This window comes from Dyella sp., from assembly GCF_035508675.1.
Classification (GTDB): Bacteria; Pseudomonadota; Gammaproteobacteria; order Xanthomonadales; family Rhodanobacteraceae; genus Dyella_B.
Genome location: NZ_DATJMN010000373.1, coordinates 1 through 19444, shown reverse-complemented (window position 1 = coordinate 19444; position 19444 = coordinate 1). Strand labels below are relative to the sequence as shown.

The following is a 19444-nucleotide window of genomic DNA, read 5'->3' as shown; positions in this document are numbered from 1 at the left end:
CCCCGCGTGGCGTGGCATTTTCCCTGGTTGCCGTGTGCGTGATTTTCGCCGTCATTCTCTGGCGCGGCCTGGTCAAGGTGCATGCGAGGTTGCAAGCGGCACTACGGGAAACGCTGGAAAAGCCTTCATCTTCTCCTAACGAGCCGAGCTGAATGTGGCGCCGCGCACAGTTGCCGCCCTGAACTTTTGAAGGGTAGGGCGGTCAACTTCGAATCGTCGTTGCCAAGACCGGACTGGACACCGCACAATGCGGGGCCAGCCTCCATTGGGGGAGGTCCGGCGCGGCACGCCGGCATATCCATAACTAGGGAGTTCCAAATGAAGCATTTTCTGCGACCCACGCTGACGGCGGCCGCGCTGGCCGTTGCGCTGGGCATGACCGCCGCTGGCGCGCAGGCCCAGACGTCCAGCACCGCAGCTACCGGTACCGTCGACAAGGCCAAAGCCAGCGAAATCATGGGTTACCAGCTGGCCGGCCAGATTCCTGGGCCGATGCGCGAACTGGTTGACCCGGCAGCCGTGGGTCGTGCGGTGACCGCCGCGCTGAGCGGACAGAAACCCAGCATGTCCGAAACGGAGGCGTCCACCGTGTGGAAGGCTTTCATCGCGCAGGCGGAAGCAAAAGGCAAGCAGGAGTTTGACGCGCTGTCGACCAAGAACAAGGCCGAAGGCGACGCCTTTCTCGCCAAGAACAAGAGCGCAGCTGGTGTGAAAACCACCGCTTCGGGCCTGCAGTACCAGGTGATCACCCAGGGTACAGGCGCCCGCCCGGGTCCGAACGACACGGTCAAGGTGAACTACAAGGGCACCTTCATCAACGGCGAAGTGTTCGACAGCTCCGAGAAGAACAATCCCCCGGGCCCGACCGCGATTCCGTTGGCTCGCGTGATCCCCGGCTTCCGTGAAGGCTTGCAGCTGATGCAGGTGGGCGGCCACTACAAGCTCTTCATTCCGCCGAACCTTGCTTACGGTGCGGAACCGCGCGGCGGCATGCCGCCGAACGAAACCCTGATCTTCGACGTGACCTTGGTGAGTACCGGCCCGACACCGGCCAGTGCTCCGCAAGAAGGTGGCGAAGGCGGCGAAGGCGGCGAAGGCGGCAAGTAATCGCTTCGGTTGCCAACGCGATGTAAACGAACGGGGTGCGATGATTCGCGCCCCGTTCGTTTTGTTGCAGGCCATGCGTACATGTGTGCCAGTGCATGTTGCCTGGTTTCAAGCAAACGCCCGAGCAGTTTTGACACTGTTAGAATCTTCGATCCCAACAAAGCGTTGACCCTACACGATGAAAGTCACGATTTTTGGTACTGGCTACGTAGGTCTGGTTACCGGAGCCTGCCTGGCCGAGATGGGTAACCATATCGTTTGCGTAGATATCGATGAGAACAAGGTTGCACGCCTTGAGCGCGGCGAGATACCGATCTTCGAACCAGGACTTGAGCCGATCGTGCGGCGCAATCATGCCAATGGGCAGCTCCAGTTCACCACCGATGCGGCAATTGCCGTCGCGCACGCGCAGATCATCTTCATCGCTGTCGGGACGCCACCGGATGAAGACGGCAGCGCCGACTTGCAATACGTATTGGGTGTCGCCCGGTCGATCGGACGGCATTTGGATGACTATGCGGTCATCGTCAACAAGTCCACGGTGCCGGTAGGCACGGCCGACCGCGTGCGTGAAGCAGTAGCTGCAGAGCTTGCGGCGCGTGGTGGCGCCTCTGTCGATTTCGATGTGGCCTCCAATCCTGAATTCCTGAAGGAAGGCGATGCGGTCGAAGATTGCCTGCGCCCTGATCGCATCGTGATCGGCAGCTCGAGCGAGCGCGCTGTCGGCTTGCTGCGCAAGCTGTATGCGCCGTTCAATCGCAGCCATGATCGCACCGTGGTCATGGATGTACGTTCGGCCGAACTCACCAAATACGCGGCCAACGCCATGCTGGCCACCAAGATCAGCTTCATGAACGAGATCGCCAACATCGCCGAGCGCGTCGGCGCCGACATCGAGTTGGTGCGGCAGGGCATCGGCTCGGATCCGCGCATCGGTTATCACTTTATCTACCCCGGTGCTGGCTACGGCGGCTCGTGTTTTCCGAAAGATGTACAGGCGCTGGAACGCACCGCGCGTACGGTGGGGTACGACGCGCGCTTGCTCGAGGCTGTTGAAGCGGTCAACCACGACCAGAAGGTCAAGCTGTTTGAATTCATCCTGCGCCATTTCGAGGGCAGCGTGCGCGGACGAACGATCGCCCTGTGGGGATTGGCTTTCAAACCCAATACCGACGACATGCGCGAAGCATCCAGCCGCCGGCTGATGGAGGCGTTGTGGGACGCAGGCGCCAAGGTGCGGGCGTTCGACCCGGAGGCGCGTGGCGAAACGCACCGCCTGTACGGCGAGCGCAGCGATCTGATGTTGTGCGAGACCGCTTATCAGGCGTTGGACGGCGCCGACGCGCTGGCCATCATCACGGAGTGGAAGGCTTTTCGCAGCCCTGATTTTGCTAGCATCCGCGCGATGTTGAAGGAGCCGGTCATCTTCGACGGCCGCAATATGTATGAACCGTCGGTGGTGGAAGAGGCCGGTGTGGCGTACTACGGCATCGGCCGTGGACGCAGCATAGCGAACCCGAAAGTGTCATGAGCCAAACCGAACAGCGCCTTACGGAACTGGAAGTCCGGCTCGCTTTTATCGATGATGCGGTCCAGGCATTGGTGGCTGCGGATGCCGCGCAGTCTCTGCGCATTGCGACACTGGAGCGCCTGGTTCGCCATCTGCACAGTGAACTGGAAACGGTGCGCCTCGGACAATCGCATGATCCGCACAGCGAACCGCCGCCGCCTCATTATTGATAGAACGCAACACCGGATTTCGATCATGGCCGATTCATTACGAGATCAGCTCCTGAAGAGTGGCATCGTCAAGCAGTTCAAGGACGAGAAGCGCCAGCAACAACCTGCACCGAAGCCCCAGGTTTCGCCTGCGAAAGGCAGGCCGCCACACCCGCCGCATCCGCCCAGGCCGGTGCGAAAGGAGGGGGAGATCAACCTGGCCAAAGCCTATGCCATCCGCGCGCAGACCGAGGCCGAAGAGCGTAAGCGCGTCGAACAGGAGGCGGCCGAACAGGCGCGCCTGAAGCGTGAACGCAAGGCGAAAGTGCAGAAACTGCTCGAAGGCCAGGGCTTGAACAAGCCTGATGCGGATCAGGTGCGCCATTTCGAATACGGCGGCAAGATTCGCCGGATCTATGTCGATACCAACCAGCTAGCCGACCTTAACGCCGGCAAGCTGGGCGTCGTGCAGAACGCGGGCCGCTATCTGCTGGTGACGCAGGCTGTGGCCGAACAAGTACGCGAGATCGATTCGCACCTCGTGGCCTTGTTGGTGGATCCGGCCACTGCCGGTGTGGACGAGGACGGTATCCCGGATGATTTGATGTGGTGAGCGCATGGCACGCAGGTCGGAGTGCAAGCTCCGACTTTTAGCGTGCTCAATATGCGTGTTCGGCGGTAGCTGCTTCAGGCTCTGCCTGCAACTTCAGTGCCGGGTGATCCCATCCATTCTTCGGCATGAAGCGCTCGCCATAACGCTTGGCCAGCGTTTCCAGTTTCTGGCGGGTCTTTTCCGCGCCGTCCTCCCGCACGTACTGGATCGGGCCGCCGCGAAACGGTGCAAAGCCGGTGCCGAAAATCACGCCGGCATCGAGCAGGTCCGCATCATCCACCACGCCATCGCCCAGGCAGGCAACTGCCTCGTTGATCATGGCCAGAATCATGCGGTCGCGCAGGTCTGGCGGTGGCGTGTAGTCCGGATCTACCGGAGGCTTCTGTGGCTTGCCTTCTTGCCAGGTATACAGGCCCTGGCCATCTTTCTTGCCGCGTTTGCGGGCTTCGAGTTTCTCTTCCAGCCCTGGTGGGAGTTCAAGGCCCAGGAAGGGCGCGAGTTCCTTGCCGACGGAAGCGCATACGTCCAGGCCTACCGTATCGGCCAACTCGATGGGCCCCATCGGCATGCCAAAGGCTTTCGCTTCCTTGTCCAGGACCGGTCCCGGCACGCCTTCGTTATGCAGGCGTAGTGCTTCCAGCAGATAGGGCATCAGGATACGGTTCACCAGAAAGCCCGGTGTCCCCTTCACCGCCACCGGCAATTTGCCCAGGGTTTTGCAGAACGCCATGGCGCGCTTTTCGATGGCCGGATCAAGCCGGTCATGACGCACCACTTCCACCAGCGGCATCTGTGCTACCGGATTGAAGAAATGCAGGCCCAGAAAGCGCTGTGGCGCTTGCAGGCCCTTGCGCAGTTCATCCAGCGGAATCGATGACGTGTTGGTAGCCAGAATACCGTTGCTGCTGTTCAACTGCGGCTCGACGGTAGCGTAAAGCGCTTCCTTCGCCTCAGGATTTTCAAAGATGGCTTCGATGACGAGATCCGCCTGTGCCACGCCGGTGCCTTCCACGTCGGCGCGCAGACGTTTGCGCGTTTCTGCTATTTTTTCCGGCGTTTTCAGTTTCTTCTCGTACAGCGCATAAGCACGGTCCAAGGCAGGTTGGATGAACTTCATCTCGCGATCCTGCAAGCTCACCTCGAAGCCCTTGAACGCCGACCAGGCGGCGATATCGCCACCCATCACGCCTGCACCCATCACGTGTACACGACGAATGCCGGCGTCCATGCCACCGCCTTGGCCTTTCAGCCGTTCCTGCAGGAAGAAGATGCGGATAAGGTTGCGCGTGGTAGAGGTTTCCGCCAGCTTCGCCACCGAGCGTGCTTCCAGTTTCAGACGCTGCTGGATATTGCCGCCGCCACGTTTCCACACGTCGATCAAGGCGAACGGGGCAGGGTAGTGTTCCTTGCGCACCTTGGCGGCCGTCTGCTTGATCACCATGGGGGCAAGGATCTGGCGCGCGAGCCAGGTATTGGTGATCCATGCGGTGGCGCGCTGCGCGAACGGACGGGCATGGGGATGGCGGAGTAGGGCACGCGCTTCGGCCATCAATTCCGCGGGACGGGCCAACCGATCGACCACGCCCAGGCTGTGGGCCTTGCGCGCGGACAGGGCGTTGCCGGTCAGCATCACGGGCAGCGCTTCGGGGGCACCGATCAGGCGCGGCAGGCGGGCCGAGCCACCCCAGCCAGGGTGGATGCCCAGCCGCACTTCCGGCAGTCCGATCCGCGTTTTTTCGTCATCCGCCGCGATGCGCAGGCGGCAGGCCAGGATCAGTTCGGTGCCCCCGCCCATACAGGCGCCATGCACGGCCGCCACCGTGGGGCAGGGCAGGCGGGCCAACGCTTCAAACACGCGCTGGCCATTTTCGATGTTCTCCAGCACCGTGCCGTGCCTGGCGTATTCGACGAACTCCTTGATGTCGGCGCCCACCGCAAATCCGTTCGCCTTGGCCGAATGGATGATCACCCCTGCGGGTTTTTCGATCGCCAAGCGTTCCACGATCTGCCCCAGTTCATCCAGCACCTCGCGGGAAATCGCATTGGCGCTGCTATGGGCGCGGTCCAGGGTAAGGGCAACGATGCCGCTATCGTCCAGGCTCGTTTTCCAGTGATTGAAGCGCAATCCTTCGAACATGGGGGCATGGGAAGATGGCCGGGAGACCTTCACCATACCGTCCCGCAGCGATGATTGCGAGACGTACCATTCGGGCGGGTATTGGCGGCCATCGCAGCGGGTATGCCGCATGGATCACGCCTCGGCGGTCCGGCTATTGCGCTTCGCGTACGACTGCGTAACGTACGAGATGCGATCACTTCCCTTTGGGCGGTATGACTTCTCTGATGGCCCCCGCGCCGCTTGCCGGCAGCGATATCTACGAGCGCATTCTCACAGCGCCCGGAGGGCTGGTCGTGCTTGAACATATCGAGAGCAAGGCGCTGATCGAGCAATTCCGCGCGCTCGCCCGCCTGAACGGGCAATCGGTTTACCTGTGGGCACCGGACACCGGGATGCAGAACTTGCGCGAGGCGCATGCAGTCATCCCTGGCTCTCAGCGCCTGGGTAATGCCTTGCGCTACATCCAGCAGAGTATCCATTTCGGTGTCTACCTGCTTTGTCCTTTCCCCCTGCCGTTGGCACCGACGGAAAGCAGTTTGTTGCGGCAATTGGCGCGAGCACCGGCCGGACACGTTCGGCGGGTGGTGCTGCTGGATGCACCGCAGACCCTGGTATCGAGCATCGATGACGTCGCCGTACGCCTGGGGAGCGCAGCGGATGTGGTTCAGCGACCAAGGTTGCGGGATGGACGGTGGCTGCTGTGAACGCGCCTGTTTTCAAAGCCGGCATCTTGCTGGTGGCCTCTCAGCGCGAGCTTCGCCGCGAACTGTTCGACGCGCTCGATCGCGAGGGGCATCCCACCATTCATTCCGCACGCGACACCACCCATGCGGCCATCCTGCTGGAAGGACGTGAACCGTTGGCATTGATCGTGGTGGTGTTCGATGGCGACGGCCGTGCCAGCAACACGCTTTGCGAGCAACTGCGTTTGCTGCCGCCGTGTGCGAGTGCACCCATCATTGCGGTGTTGGTGGACGATGCAACGATCAAACCCACACAGCTGCCATCCGAGATCGGCGGCTGGCTTTACGCATCGCAGATTGGCACCGAGCTGATTGCCCGCTGGCAGCAACTGCTTAGCGGCAAGCCCATGCGCACCGCCGAGCCGGTCGCCAACGTGCCGGTGCCTTCCTTCGCATTGCCTTCCGCTACCGCCGACTACCGCTTCGTTTTCGAAGACGGTGAAGGTGACTGGCTGATCGTCGACCCTGCCACGGAGCGTGTGGTCGAGGCCAATCCTGCTTACATCAGGCATAGCGGCTTGGCCAACAGTCTGTTGATCAGCATGCCGCTTGCGGAAGTACTGATCTTCGAAACGGTAAGCCTGGACAAGGCGCTGTTCGATGCGGATCGCCGCTGGCTGGCGTGTCGGCGCAAATCGATACGCGGCCACGAAGTCGGTGAAGCCAGCGTGCGCCGCATCAAGCACAACGGAAGGGAGATGGTCGCGCTGGTGTTCCGTAGCGCCAGTGCCAGCGTGCGTCCAGCGGCTGCCTTGGCGGTGCTCGCCCGATTGTTCGCCGTTGGGCATGACGATGCGAGCCTGCCGGAAACCGCGCGGCTGCTGCTGGATGAAATGGATCTGGATTACCTGGCGGTGTGGTCCGCCCGTCCCGAAGAAAGCAGCGTGCCGGTGCAGATCGTGCAGCGCTGGCGCGGCGAGGAGCAGGTCTGGCCAGGACCGCAACTGCAAAGCTCGCTGCGCCTCTTGCTCAGCGGCCGCACGCTGATGCACCCTCAGGATGCACGGCGGCTGGCAGAGGTGGATCCCTTGATCAGTCTGCTGGGCTTGCGCGGGTTTGTCGGCTTGCCCTTGCTCGATGAGCGACGCAGCGTGCTGGGCGCCTTGTTGGCGGGCAGCCGCCATCCTTTCAGCGAGCCCAGCATCGTGGAGCCGGTGCTGCACTGTGCGGCAGCGCATTTCGCACACATGCTCGAACTGCGCCGCACGCGCGAACAGGGGCGCGCGGAAGGTTTGCTGGATGCGCTCACGGGCTTGCCCAATCGCCTGCTGTTCAACGATCGTCTCGACACCATCATTCGCGAAGCGAACCGCACCGGTGAAACGTTTGCCGTGCTGTTCGTGGATCTGGATCGCTTCAAGTTCATCAACGACACGCTAGGCCACGCGGTAGGCGACCAGGTGCTGGTTGCAGTGACCCAGCGGCTGCGCAGCAGCGTACGCGCATCCGATACCGTGGCGCGCTACGCGGGCGATGAATTCATCATCGTGCTGCGGCATATCGTGAAGGCCGATGACGTATTGCGCGTGGCAGACAAAATCGTGCAGCTCATGGAAGCGCCGCTGCACCTGGAAGACGGTCCAGAGCTGCAGGTCACCGCCTCCATTGGCATCAGCTTCTTCCCGGAAGATGCGCTCGATGCCGAGACGCTGCTCAAGCATGCGGACGAGGCGATGTATGCAGCCAAGAGCCTGGGCCGCAACAACTACCGTGTCTACGATGTAAGTCCCGCGCAAGAACAGCAAAATGCAGCGTTGAAAGCGAGGTTGCGCCATGCCGAAGGCAACGGTGAACTGCGTGTGTTCTATCAGCCGCAGATCAGTGCGGAAACCGAAGACATTGTCGGCATGGAAGCGCTGCTGCGCTGGGAGCATCCGGAGCTGGGCAACATCGGGCCGGGCTTCTTCATTCCGCTGGCGGAAGAAACCGGGCTGATTGTCTCGATCGGCGAATGGGTGCTTCGCTCTGCCTGCAAACAAGCCAAGGCCTGGGACGACCGCTTCGGCCTGCGCCTGCGCCTGGGTGTTAATCTCTCGGCCGTCCAGCTCATGCAACCGGACCTTTCCGAGGTGGTGGCGTCCGTACTGGAGGAGAGTGGCCTCGACCCGGGTTTGCTCGAGCTGGAGGTCACCGAAAGCATCAGTATCAAGGCCGCGCCCAACCTGATGGAGAACATGCAGAAACTGCACAAGCTGGGCTGCCATATCGCCACCGATGACTTCGGTACCGGCGCTGCCTCACTGGATTATCTGCGCAAGCTTCCTGCCGACCGCATCAAGATCGACCAGAGCTTCGTGCGCAACATCGGTGTCGATCCGGATGATGAAGCCATCGTCCGCGCCACCATCGAAATGGCGCATCGCCTGAAGCGCGGCGTGGTGGCCGAAGGCGTGGAGATCGAACAGCACCTGCAGTTCCTGCGCGCCAACCATTGCGACGAGCTGCAAGGCTACCTCTTCTGCCGGCCGCTGCCGCACACCAGCTTCGAGCGCCTATTGGGCGAGCGCGAACGCTTGTTGTCCGGACAGGCTCTTGCAGTGATCCCCGCCTAGGAGCCCGGCCGGCTCAAATCCGACAGGCTCCTGGAATCCAGGCGCCAGCTTGAGTCACGCCAGCACGCCCCTATCTTAGAATGCTGAGGGGACCGGCCTTCGCATCGCTGAACTTGCGAGCGCGAAACAGGTCAGAGCAGCTCACCCATCCGATGGGAACATCGCCCGCATGGTCCAGTGACGAAGGAGACGGCCCGGATGGGCGACAACGAACTCGATAGTGCGCTGGTAGAGCGTGTACAAAATGGGGACAAACGCGCTTTCGACCTCCTGGTGCGCAAATATCAGAACAAGGTCATCGGCCTCATCTCCCGCTACGTGCACAACGCTGCCGAATGCGAGGATGTGGCCCAGGAGGCCTTTGTCCGGGCTTGGCGGGCGATTGGTTCGTTCCGTGGCGAGAGCGCTTTCTATACTTGGATGTACAAGATTGCCGTGAACACGGCCAAGAACCATCTGGTCGCGATGGGGCGGCGGCCTCCGGCCGATGACATCGCCATCGAGGATGCCGTATTCGTGCCCGGCGCCGACCGCATGTGGGAAGGGGCCACTCCCGAGCGCGAATTAATGCGCCAGGAAATTGAACAAACGGTGTTTGCCACTGTCCAAGCTTTGCCCGAGGAGTTACGGACGGCCATCACCTTACGTGAGGTGGACGGCCTCAGTTACGAAGAGATCGCCGAGGCCATGGGCTGCCCAATCGGAACGGTGCGTTCACGCATCTTCCGGGCACGCGAGGCGATCGATGAAAAACTGCGGCCACTGCTTTCAGACCGCGAGGATCGAATGTCATGAGTGAAGCCAACATGGAAAACCTTTCGGCCGCCATGGACGGTGAATTGTCCAAGGAAGAGCTGCGCTTCTTGTTGCGCCGGCTCGATCACGACGCTTCGCTAGTACAAACGTGGACGCGCTATCACGTCGCCAGCGAAAGCCTGCGCCGTCAATTGCCAAGCGTTGCCAGTGCAGCCTTTGCTTCACGCGTGATGTCGGCAGTCGAAGGCGAACACGTGGCCAGGTCGCCCAGGCGAGATTGGCTGCGGCTATCCCTCGGGGGCGCAATCGCTGCCGGTGTCGCCGTGGCCGCGTTGATGGTGTCGCAGCCCACCGCACCGGATGCCGAGCGTCCCGCCCGCGTTGCTGCCAATGCCAATGGCCCGACCTCGCAGGGCGTGCGCGCGGGTGCATCGCTCGCCGCGGCCAATGCTGCTGCAACGCCCGCCAGCCATGACGTGCTGGCCGCCGTGCCGCCATCATTGAGTCCGTATTCGGCTTCGGAGTTGAGCCAGCGCGCCTCCGTAACGCTGGGGGATCCTTCGGAAAACCCGCTGTTCCAGCGTTACCCCGGCCATGCCTACTCCATGCAAGGCTATAGGGCGCTGAATAACCAGGACGGTAGCTATCTGCTGCTGATCGATACACCGCAGGCGCGGCCTGCTGCAGCGCAGGGCGCTCGCTAAGCAGTACCCCGGAAGCGGCGGGGATTCCTCCCGCTTCGCGGTCGGCCAGCCGCTGCTTTCCCGCTTTCTTCATTGTTTCCCCTCTCTCGTCCACTTGGCGAGCCTGGAGCGTGAGAGGGGGTGTCTGGAAACCTGAGGAGGAGTCATGAGTCATCCCCGTCTCGTCAGTAGCCGTCTTCTCTGCGGCCTGCTGGGTTGCGCCCTGGGTGTGGGCATTGTCGCAGCCAGTCCCATGGTGTGGGCGCAGGCCGCCCCGGCAGCTGCCGGTTTGCCCGATTTCACCGGCATTGTGCAAAAGAACGCGCCCGCCGTAGTGCACGTGGAGGCCAAGTACAGCGGCCGTCGTCCCAATGGTTCCGGCGCTATGCCGCTGCAGGGCATCGATCCGGGTCAGGCGGAAATCTTCCGGCGTTTCTTCGGCATGCCCATCCTGCCCTCGCCTGAAGAGCAGGCCCATACCTCGCTGGGTTCGGGTTTCATCATTTCCAGCGATGGCTACATCCTTACCAACAATCACGTGGTCGATCACGCCGATGTCGTCACTGTCCGCCTGCAGGATCGCCGCACGCTGACCGCCAAGGTGATAGGCACCGATCCGACTTACGACATTGCCTTGCTGAAGGTCGACGCCGGCGGTCCTTTGCCCACCGTGACCATCGGTGATTCGCGCCTGCTCAAGCCCGGCCAGTGGGTGCTGGCGATTGGTTCGCCGTTCGGCTTCGACTACACCGTAACGCAAGGGATCGTGAGCGCCGTGGGGCGCAACCTGGGTGCCGGAGATCAGCCCAGCACGTCCTTCATCCAGACCGATGTGCCGATCAACCGCGGCAATTCGGGTGGCCCGCTGTTCAACCTGCAGGGCCAGGTCGTGGGTATCAACTCGCAAATCTATTCGGACACCGGCGGCTATCAGGGCATTGCGTTCTCGATCCCGATTGATATGGCGATGAATGCGGTGGACCAACTCAAGACCAAGGGCTACGTCACGCGCGGCATGCTGGGCGTGGAAATCAAGCCAGTCGACGATGACATGGTGAAGGCGCTGAAGCTCGATAGTGCAAAGGGCGCGATCGTGGTCAGCGTGTCACCGGACAGCGCAGCGCAGAAAGCGGGGCTGCAATCGGGTGACATCATTCTTGCGTACAACGGCCACGACGTCTTGCAGGGTGCGGATCTGCCGCCGATGGTGGCCATGACGAAACCAGGCTCCACCGTGCCGATCACGATTCTGCGTGACGGCAAGGAAAAGACCATCGATGCGACCATCGGCACCATGCCCCGCGACCAGAGCGCGCTTTCCGCCATGGGCAAGGCAATGCCGAGTAGCGGCGCGAACGCGCTGGGCCTGAGCGTGGAGAACGTGGATGCTTCCACGCGCAGCCAACTCGGCCTGAAGCCGGGTGAGGGCGTAGCCGTTGCGAACGTTACCGGTCCAGTCGCCGCCCAGGCTGGCCTGCAGCCGGGCGATGTGATCCTGATGGTGAACCAGAAGAAGGTAGGCAGCGTGGAAGCCTTCCGTACCGCCACGGCAGGCGTAAAGCCCGGTGACACCGTTCTGCTGCTGGTGCGGCGAGGCGATGCGAACAACTTCATCGCGCTGACCGTTCCTAGTAGCAAGGATGAATAAACCGCTCTATGAAGGCCCGCCGCAAGGCGGGCCTTTTTCCTCCGGGCCTGCGCCGGAGCCGTCCCAAGCCATCGTGGGCCTGCGTTCTCAATCCATGCGATAATGAGCGGCTAATATCACCATTCCGGTGATAGCCTGCCTCCGCATCGCGCGAGGCGGTGAAGCTGACAGCGTGCCCATGGAACTGATCCGCAATTTCTCCATCATCGCCCATATCGATCACGGCAAATCGACGCTTGCCGACCGCATCATCCAGATCTGCGGCGGGTTGGCCGAGCGTGAGATGGAAGCTCAGGTGCTGGACAGCAATCCCATCGAGCGTGAGCGTGGCATCACCATCAAGGCACAGTCCGTGTCGCTGCCGTACAAGGCACGCAATGGCAAGACCTACCAGCTCAACTTCATCGATACTCCTGGTCACGTCGACTTTTCTTACGAAGTGAGCCGCTCGCTCGCCGCGTGCGAGGGGGCACTGCTGGTGGTGGATGCGGCCCAAGGCGTGGAAGCTCAATCGGTTGCCAACTGTTACACGGCCGTCGAACAGGGGCTGGAAGTCGTGCCCGTGCTCAACAAGATCGACCTGCCCACGGCCGATCCGGAAAAAGTGAAGGGCGAGATCGAGGCCGTGATCGGTATCGACGCCACCGACGCCGTGGCAGTCAGCGCCAAGACCGGCCAGAACGTGGTCGAAGTACTCGAGGCGATCGTTGCGCGCATCCCCCCGCCGAAGCCGCGCGATACCGACCGCCTGCAGGCATTGATCATCGACTCCTGGTTCGACAACTATCTGGGCGTGGTATCGCTGGTGCGCATCATGCAGGGCGAGATCAAGCCAGGCGACAAGCTGTTGGTGATGTCCACCGGGCGCGCACACGAAGTGAGCGAAGTCGGTGTCTTCACGCCCAAGCGCAAGAAGCTGGAAAAACTCTCAGCCGGTGAAGTGGGCTGGATCACCGCCTCCATCAAGGACGTCCACGGCGCACCGGTCGGCGATACCTTGACCTTGGCTGCCAAGCCCGCGCCACATCCACTACCGGGTTTTCAGACCATGCAGCCGCGTGTGTTCGCGGGCCTGTTTCCGGTGTCGGCCGATGATTTTCCGGCGTTGCGCGAAGCGCTCGACAAGCTGCGGCTCAATGACGCCGCGCTGTTCTTCGAGCCGGAAAGCTCCGAGGCGATGGGCTTCGGCTTCCGTTGCGGGTTCCTGGGCATGCTGCACATGGAAATCGTGCAAGAACGCCTGGAGCGCGAATACGATCTGAACCTCATCTCTACCGCGCCGACCGTGGTGTACGAGATCCTCAAGAGCGACGGCTCGCTGATGCAGCTGGACAACCCCGCGCGGCTGCCGCCGGTCACGCAGATCGAGGAAATCCGCGAGCCGGTGATCGTGGCGAACATCCTCACGCCGCCGGATTACATCGGCAACATCATCACGCTGTGTGAAGAAAAGCGTGGTGTGCAACGCTCCATCCAGTATCTGGCCACGCAGGTGCAGATCAACTACGAGCTGCCGCTGGCGGAGGTGGTGCTGGATTTCTTCGACAAGCTCAAATCGGTCTCGCGCGGTTATGCCTCCATGGATTACCACCTGGAGCGCTTCGATGCCGGCCCGTTCGTGCGCGTCGACGTGCTTATCAACGGCGATCGCGTGGACGCGCTCAGCCTGATCGTGCATCGCAGCCAGGCCGATCGGCGCGGCCGCGAACTGGTCGAGCGCATGAAGGATCTGATCCCGCGCCAGCAGTTCGACGTAGCGATCCAGGCCGCGATCGGCGCGCAGGTTATCGCGCGCTCCACCGTCAAGGCGTTGCGCAAGAACGTGCTCGCCAAATGCTACGGCGGTGACGTAAGCCGTAAAAAGAAGCTGCTGGAGAAGCAGAAAGAAGGCAAGAAACGCATGAAGCAGGTCGGTCGGGTTGAGATTCCGCAGGAAGCCTTCCTTGCCGTGCTCAAAGTGGACAAATAGCGGAGCCAACGCATGGATTTTGATTTTTCGGCCATTCTGCTCGCCCTCACCGTATTGTTCGGTGTGGTGTGGGGCCTCGATCGCTTGCTCTTTTACCGCAAGCGCCAAGCACGCTTTGCGGCGGCAGGTGAGGAATATCGTGATCCGGCGGCGGTGGACTGGGCCCGTTCGCTGTTCCCGGTGATCTTCGTGGTGCTGCTGCTGCGCTCCTTCGTGGCCGAGCCGTTCCGCATTCCGTCCGGCTCGATGATGCCCACGCTTGATGTGGGCGATTTCATCCTGGTCAACAAATTCGCCTATGGGCTGCGCCTGCCGGCTTTCAACAACAAAGTTGTAAGCATCGGCGAACCCAAGCGCGGTGACGTGGTGGTCTTCCGCTTTCCCGGCTACATCTGCCAGGACGACAGCGGCAAGACCGTGCGCAGTGGCGACATCACCTGTGCCGATCCGCATGCCTCCGTTCCCAGCCAGAACTGGATCAAGCGCGTGATCGGCCTGCCGGGCGACACGCTCGAGGTGCACGACAGCCAGATCGTGATCAACGGCAAGCCGGTGGTGGATACGGAAATCGGTCCGTTCAAGGGCAATCCGGCGCGCCCCGAAGACAACGAGCTGTTGTATTACAACGCCACCGTCTGGAGCGAACAGCTGGGGCCGGTCAACCACCTTATTGCGCGCATGCCTGCGCGCGGCCCCACGCCGCCGATACCCAACGCGCGCGTACCGTCCGTGGTACCGCCGAACTGCTACATCGTGATGGGTGACGACCGCGAGAACAGCGAGGACAGCCGCTGGTGGGGTTGCCTGCCGGAACAGAACCTGGTCGGCAAGGCTTTCATGATCTGGTTCAGCTGGAAGGGTTGGGGTACCGGCGCCGTTGGTTTCCACCGCATCGGCATGATCATCCACTGATGGCGCCCGTCTGCTCGCCGAACCGTGAACATGTCGCTGGCGATGCTTGCGTGGACCGGGCAAAGTAACGCCCATGGTTTTTGTTCGGGACAGGGGCCGCGCCAGCGGCATTAGCGAGGGGACTATGAAATCGAAACAGAAGGGCATCACGCTCATCGGCTTTATCGTGGTGCTGGCCGTGGCCGGCTTTTTCGCTTACATGGCCATGAAGCTGGTACCGGCCTATACCGAATACGCGGGTGTCGTGAAAGCCATGAACCAGATCGCCAGCGAGGGCGTGGACGGCAAAACGCTGGATCAAGTCCGCCGTGATCTGATGTTCAAGCTGGGCTTCCAGTACGTGGACGATGCCACCATCCATCCCAGCGACATCACCTTCGGCCAAGGGGCGAGCGGCAACGAGCTACGCGTCAGCTACGACAAGCAAATACCGTTCATGTACAACATCGATTTCCTGATCCATTTCAACAAGAGCGTGCCCGTGGCGGGCAATGTCGCTCCACCGCAATAACAGTGGAATTGCCTTATCACTTTCGCGATCCGTCGCTTGCTGCGCTCGCCCTGACGCATCGCAGCGCAGGCAAACCCAACAATGAGCGCATGGAGTTTCTCGGCGACGCCCTGCTCGGAGCGATCATCGCCGAGATGCTATACGAAACCCATCCCAAGGCAGCCGAAGGCGACATGTCGCGCCTGCGCGCGCAACTGGTCAATGGGCAGGCCTTGGCCGTGGTGGCGCGTGAACTCGAACTGGGCGACCAGCTGAAGTTGGGTTCCGGCGAGCTGAAGAGCGGCGGCTATCGGCGCGACTCCATTCTCGCTGACGCCTTCGAAGCCTTGGTCGCCGCCATCTATCTCGATGGCGGTTTCGATGCCTGCCGAACCACCGTGCGCACCCTGTTCGCCGACCGCGTGGCGGCCTTGCCCCATGCCTCCAAAGATGCCAAGACCCGGCTGCAGGAGTGGCTGCAGGCGCACGGTTGGCCCTTGCCGCAGTACGAACTGGTGGCTACCGAGGGCGAAGAGCATGCGCGCATTTTCGAAGTCCATTGCCTCATTGCCCAGCCCATGGCAGTGGCGGAGCCGGGGCGCGGCAGCAGCCGCAGGCTCGCCGAGCAGGATGCTGCGGAAATGGTGCTGAACCGCCTGGTTGGCGAGCAGGAAGAGCAGTGAGCTGAGAGCCTGAGCAGACACTCTGGGCCGAACGCGGCCACCCTTCGATATCCCGTTTTGCACGACCATGAGGCCACGCTGCTGGCGTTAGCAAGCGTGCGGCGCCATGCTTATTCCTGCCTACCCGAGTAATCTCGCACCATGAACGACCAACGCGACGACATCGCTGAAAACGAACTGCCGCACCACGATTTCCGCAGTGGCTTCGTGGCGCTGGTGGGTCGGCCCAATGTCGGCAAATCGACCCTGCTCAATGCCTTGATCGGCTTTCGCCTGTCGATTGTCAGCCCGCGTCCGCAGACCACCCGCCACCGCATCCTCGGCATTGCCACCAACGACGCCGGGCAGATTCTCTATGTCGATACGCCGGGCCTACATCGCGGCGCCAAGCGGGCGATGAATCGCAGCCTCAACCGCGCCGTGCATTCCGCACTGAGCGAAGTGGAACTGGTTGTGCAAGTGATCGAGGCCGGCCGGTGGACCGACGAAGACGAAGCGCTCTACGAAGTGCTGGCCGAGCAAAGCACTCCACGCCTGCTTGCCATCAACAAAGTCGATCTCAGCAAGGACAAGACCACCCTGCTGCCCTTCGTGGCGGAGCTGACGGCCAAGCATGACTTTGCAGCCGTGCATTACATCAGCGCCCTGAAGCAGAAGGGCCTGGACCTGCTTACGCAGGACATCCTCACGCGCTTGCCGGTGCGCGCGCCCATCTTCGGCGAGGATGAAATTACCGATCGCAGCGAACGCTTTCTCGCGGCGGAAATGGTGCGCGAGCAACTGATGCTTCGTCTCGACCAGGAATTGCCATACGCCACCACCGTCGAGATCGAGCAATTCAACGATCGGGACGACGGTATTGCGGAGATCCACGCCGTGATCTGGGTGGAGCGCGACGGCCAGAAAGCCATCGTCATCGGGCAGGGCGGAGAGCAGCTCAAGGCCATCGGTAGCGCTGCTCGCCGGCACATGGAGCGCGCGTTCGACCGCAAGGTATTCTTGCGTTTGTGGGTGAAGGTGCGCGAAGGCTGGGCGGATGACGAGTCGATGCTCAAGCGGTTTGGTTATACCGATTAAGCACAGTGACGCTAACTTAAGGGTACTTCTATAAATTGCCCTCATAGCGAAGCGGGCATCTGGATCATCGCGGGAAACTATTCCCTCCCCTGCGGGAGTAGGGGAGGGCTAGGGTGGGGTGCGAGCGCAGCGAGCGGCGGGAGCCGACCATCGCCTGCATACCCTTCCTCAGGAAATTCAGCGGTGTGCTAAAGCCCAAGCAACCCCTCCCCAACCCTCCCCTACTGCCGCAGGGGAGGGAGTGCATCGTGGCGAGTATCAGGTTGTACCGACTTGTCGCGCTGTTGGACGAGTAGCGGGCAATTTATAGAAGTGCCCTTAAGCATGTATCTTTATGCTCGCCAGAATACGCCCCCTCCCCTGCTGTCGCAGGGGAGGGGGCGATCTCCGCGAATGCTGCGTAGCGGATTCGATCATGCTCATCGAACAACAGCCGGCCTATGTTCTGCACTCGCGCCCGTATCGCGAAACCTCGTTATTGATCGAATGCCTGACGCGTGACCACGGTCGCCTGGGCGTGGTTGCGCGTGGTGTGCGCAGCCAACGCGGTCGCCTGCAGCGCGCGCAACTGGAACCGTTCCAGCAGCTGTCGCTCGATCTGCACATGCGTGGCGAACTCGCCAGCTTGCGCGGTGCCGAATCCACCGCCACACCGCTGCGCCTAAGCGGCGATGCGAGCCTTGCCGGCTTGTATCTCAACGAACTGGTCGTGCGTTTGACCGAGCGGCAAGATCCGCATCCGCATCTCTTTCGCGCCTATGCGCAGACGCTCGCGCGCCTTGCGCAGGATGCGGCCCTGGCGTGGCATCTGCGCCGCTTCGAACGCGACCTGCTTGCCGCACTCGGGTACGCCATGCAACTGGATATCGAAGCGGACACGGGCGAGCCTTTGCAGCCCGACGCGCTGTATGCATACCGGGCCGAGCACGGTGCCGTGCGCTGCCATCCCAACGAGCCTCACGCCGTGCGCGGCAGCGATCTGCTGGCCTTGCATGAAGACCGCATGCCCGATGCGCAGGGCCTGCATGCGCTGCGCGGCATGATGCGCGAGCTGATCCGCTTTCACCTGGGCGGGGTCGAACTGCGTGCGTGGCGCGTGTTGCGCAGCGCGCTCACGCGCCGGTGACCCCGCGAACGCTGGCGCGACCCCGGCAACGTGGCGCCGCTTGGCTTACTCGATCGGCAACACTTCGATGGTCTCCTGCATCGAGCGCCGAAAATCCACCAGCGGCAGCATCGCCCCCCGATGATCCAGCTTCAGATGCTGCTGCAACGACACGATGTGTTCGGATAACGAGGTCGCGCCGCAGAATCCGCACGACGAACGCAGTTTGTGCAGGCGCGCTTCCAGTCCTTTCGGGTCCAGCGCCAGCTCGTCCAGCTCCTGGTTGATCGCCAGCAGTTCCTGCCGCAACAGTCCGCGCAACGCCTGGACCACGGACGGCGTGCCGCTGGTGTGGAGCGCCTGGCCGTCATCCAGCACCGGCACGTTGCGCAGCCCCACGGCGGCCAGCGCCAGGATGCCGCGCAGATCCGCCAAGGTGCACGGCTTGAGCAGCACCGCGTGAAAACCCATTGCGAGCAGCGACTGCTGTGCCTGGATGTCCAGTTCCGCGCTGCTGGCGACAGCGGGGCGGCAGCTCGAATTCGCTTCCGGATCGTTGCGCAGCCGGCTCAGGATTTCGACCGCGCCAGCCCCCGGCATGCGGCAATCCAGCACCAAGAGATCGAAGGTCTCGTTGCGCGCCAGCGCCAGCGCTTCGTTGCCGTTCGTGGCGAAGACGACACGCGCGCCGAACTGGCGAAACGCGTCGCCGAGGAAACAACGCGTCGGTGCATCGTCATCGGCGACTAGCAGATAGGGTTCGGCGGCGGAAGTCGGGTACGGCATAGTCCTGTGTCCGTATCGTTCAGCTTAGTTTGGCAGAATGCCCTCTCATGTTTTCACTTCGTCGCCCGCTTGCCATCTGTGCGCTCTGGACCCTGCTGTGGGCAGCACCCAGCTGGGCCAGCACGGTCGTGGTCGCCAAGCGGATCGACATGCCCGGCGTAAGCTTGCAAGACGTACGTGCGCAGCTTACCCCTGGCGCAACCCCTGATACCGTACAGATCAGCCTGCATGCCGGCAAGGCCGAGATACCCGCGTTTGGCTGGCGCAGGGTGGGTATTGTGATCGACGGCAACTTGCACCGCGACGTGCAGATGCGCTGGATGTTCGATGGCACGGTGCACCTCAGCGGCGCACCCGGCGGCGTGCTGGGCGATGGCGCGGTCAACCTGGTCGTGGATGCATCTGCCAACACGCTCGAGATCAACGCCAGCCAGGGCGCTGCCAGCATCGGCACGGCGTTCCCGCTGGACCAGCCCACGCAT

At 62.2% G+C, this 19444-nt stretch carries 17 protein-coding genes and 1 pseudogene; 16 read left to right on the top strand and 2 right to left on the bottom strand.

Annotation, left to right across the window (positions count from 1 at the left end):
* Positions 1-318: 318 nt before the first annotated feature.
* From VMA74_RS20035 to VMA74_RS20020, 4 genes are all read left to right on the top strand, one after another.
* Complete coding sequence (locus VMA74_RS20035; protein ID WP_325370218.1) at positions 319-1107, top strand: FKBP-type peptidyl-prolyl cis-trans isomerase; 789 nt, start codon at positions 319-321, stop codon at positions 1105-1107.
* Between the two features lie 178 nt (positions 1108-1285).
* Positions 1286-2638 carry a UDP-glucose/GDP-mannose dehydrogenase family protein gene (locus VMA74_RS20030; protein ID WP_325370217.1) on the top strand — a complete coding sequence of 451 codons (1353 nt, stop codon included), beginning with the start codon at positions 1286-1288 and terminating at the stop codon, positions 2636-2638.
* Positions 2635-2847: a SlyX family protein gene (locus VMA74_RS20025; protein WP_325370215.1), complete on the top strand. Its 213-nt coding sequence runs from the start codon at positions 2635-2637 to the stop codon at positions 2845-2847. The genes VMA74_RS20030 and VMA74_RS20025 overlap by 4 nt, the downstream gene beginning before the upstream one ends.
* Before the next feature lie 25 nt (positions 2848-2872).
* Entirely contained in the window at positions 2873-3439 is a 567-nt protein-coding gene (locus tag VMA74_RS20020) for a DUF2058 domain-containing protein (protein WP_325370219.1), read from the top strand.
* Between the two features lie 46 nt (positions 3440-3485).
* Here the strand turns inward: VMA74_RS20020 and VMA74_RS20015 are convergent, their stop codons facing one another.
* A complete protein-coding gene (locus tag VMA74_RS20015) occupies positions 3486-5576 on the bottom strand; it encodes a 3-hydroxyacyl-CoA dehydrogenase NAD-binding domain-containing protein (RefSeq protein WP_325370214.1) in 2091 nt (696 codons plus the stop codon).
* 206 nt (positions 5577-5782) lie between these two features.
* On the opposite strand from VMA74_RS20015, the gene VMA74_RS20010 reads away from it, so the two are divergent.
* From VMA74_RS20010 to recO, 11 genes are all read left to right on the top strand, one after another.
* On the top strand, positions 5783-6262 hold the full coding sequence (locus VMA74_RS20010) for a hypothetical protein (RefSeq protein ID WP_325370213.1): 480 nt from the start codon (positions 5783-5785) through the stop codon (positions 6260-6262).
* Positions 6259-8853: a putative bifunctional diguanylate cyclase/phosphodiesterase gene (locus VMA74_RS20005; RefSeq protein ID WP_325370212.1), complete on the top strand. Its 2595-nt coding sequence runs from the start codon at positions 6259-6261 to the stop codon at positions 8851-8853. Before VMA74_RS20010 ends, VMA74_RS20005 begins: the two co-directional genes overlap by 4 nt.
* Before the next feature lie 198 nt (positions 8854-9051).
* A complete protein-coding gene (rpoE, locus tag VMA74_RS20000; protein WP_325370210.1) occupies positions 9052-9648 on the top strand; it encodes an RNA polymerase sigma factor RpoE in 597 nt (198 codons plus the stop codon).
* Positions 9645-10313, top strand: coding sequence for a sigma-E factor negative regulatory protein (locus VMA74_RS19995; protein ID WP_325370209.1), 669 nt, complete (start codon positions 9645-9647; stop codon positions 10311-10313). Before rpoE ends, VMA74_RS19995 begins: the two co-directional genes overlap by 4 nt.
* 145 nt (positions 10314-10458) lie before the next feature.
* On the top strand, positions 10459-11940 hold the full coding sequence (locus VMA74_RS19990) for a DegQ family serine endoprotease (RefSeq protein ID WP_325370208.1): 1482 nt from the start codon (positions 10459-10461) through the stop codon (positions 11938-11940).
* A 178-nt stretch (positions 11941-12118) separates the two neighbouring features.
* Entirely contained in the window at positions 12119-13909 is a 1791-nt protein-coding gene (lepA, locus tag VMA74_RS19985) for a translation elongation factor 4 (RefSeq protein WP_325370206.1), read from the top strand.
* 12 nt (positions 13910-13921) lie between these two features.
* The gene (gene lepB / locus VMA74_RS19980) at positions 13922-14821 is read left to right on the top strand and encodes a signal peptidase I (RefSeq protein WP_325370205.1); all 900 of its coding nucleotides are present in this window, start codon (positions 13922-13924) and stop codon (positions 14819-14821) included.
* Positions 14822-14945: 124 nt separating this feature from the next.
* Entirely contained in the window at positions 14946-15332 is a 387-nt protein-coding gene (locus VMA74_RS19975; protein WP_325370203.1) for a DUF4845 domain-containing protein, read from the top strand.
* Positions 15333-15334: 2 nt separating this feature from the next.
* Positions 15335-15994 (top strand): ribonuclease III, encoded by a 660-nt coding sequence (gene rnc, locus VMA74_RS19970; protein ID WP_325370202.1) that lies wholly within the window; start codon positions 15335-15337, stop codon positions 15992-15994.
* A gap of 141 nt (positions 15995-16135) precedes the next feature.
* Positions 16136-17071, top strand: coding sequence for a GTPase Era (era, locus tag VMA74_RS19965; protein ID WP_325370201.1), 936 nt, complete (start codon positions 16136-16138; stop codon positions 17069-17071).
* A 415-nt stretch (positions 17072-17486) separates the two neighbouring features.
* Positions 17487-18197, top strand: a complete 711-nt coding sequence (recO, locus tag VMA74_RS19960) for a DNA repair protein RecO (RefSeq protein ID WP_325370200.1) — start codon at positions 17487-17489, stop codon at positions 18195-18197.
* A gap of 45 nt (positions 18198-18242) precedes the next feature.
* On the opposite strand, the gene VMA74_RS19955 is transcribed toward recO, so the two are convergent.
* Positions 18243-18962: a response regulator gene (locus VMA74_RS19955; protein ID WP_325370199.1), complete on the bottom strand. Its 720-nt coding sequence runs from the start codon at positions 18960-18962 to the stop codon at positions 18243-18245.
* A 47-nt stretch (positions 18963-19009) separates the two neighbouring features.
* Here VMA74_RS19955 and VMA74_RS19950 point away from each other — a divergent pair.
* A pseudogene (locus VMA74_RS19950) lies at positions 19010-19444 on the top strand (hypothetical protein); the annotation flags it as partial.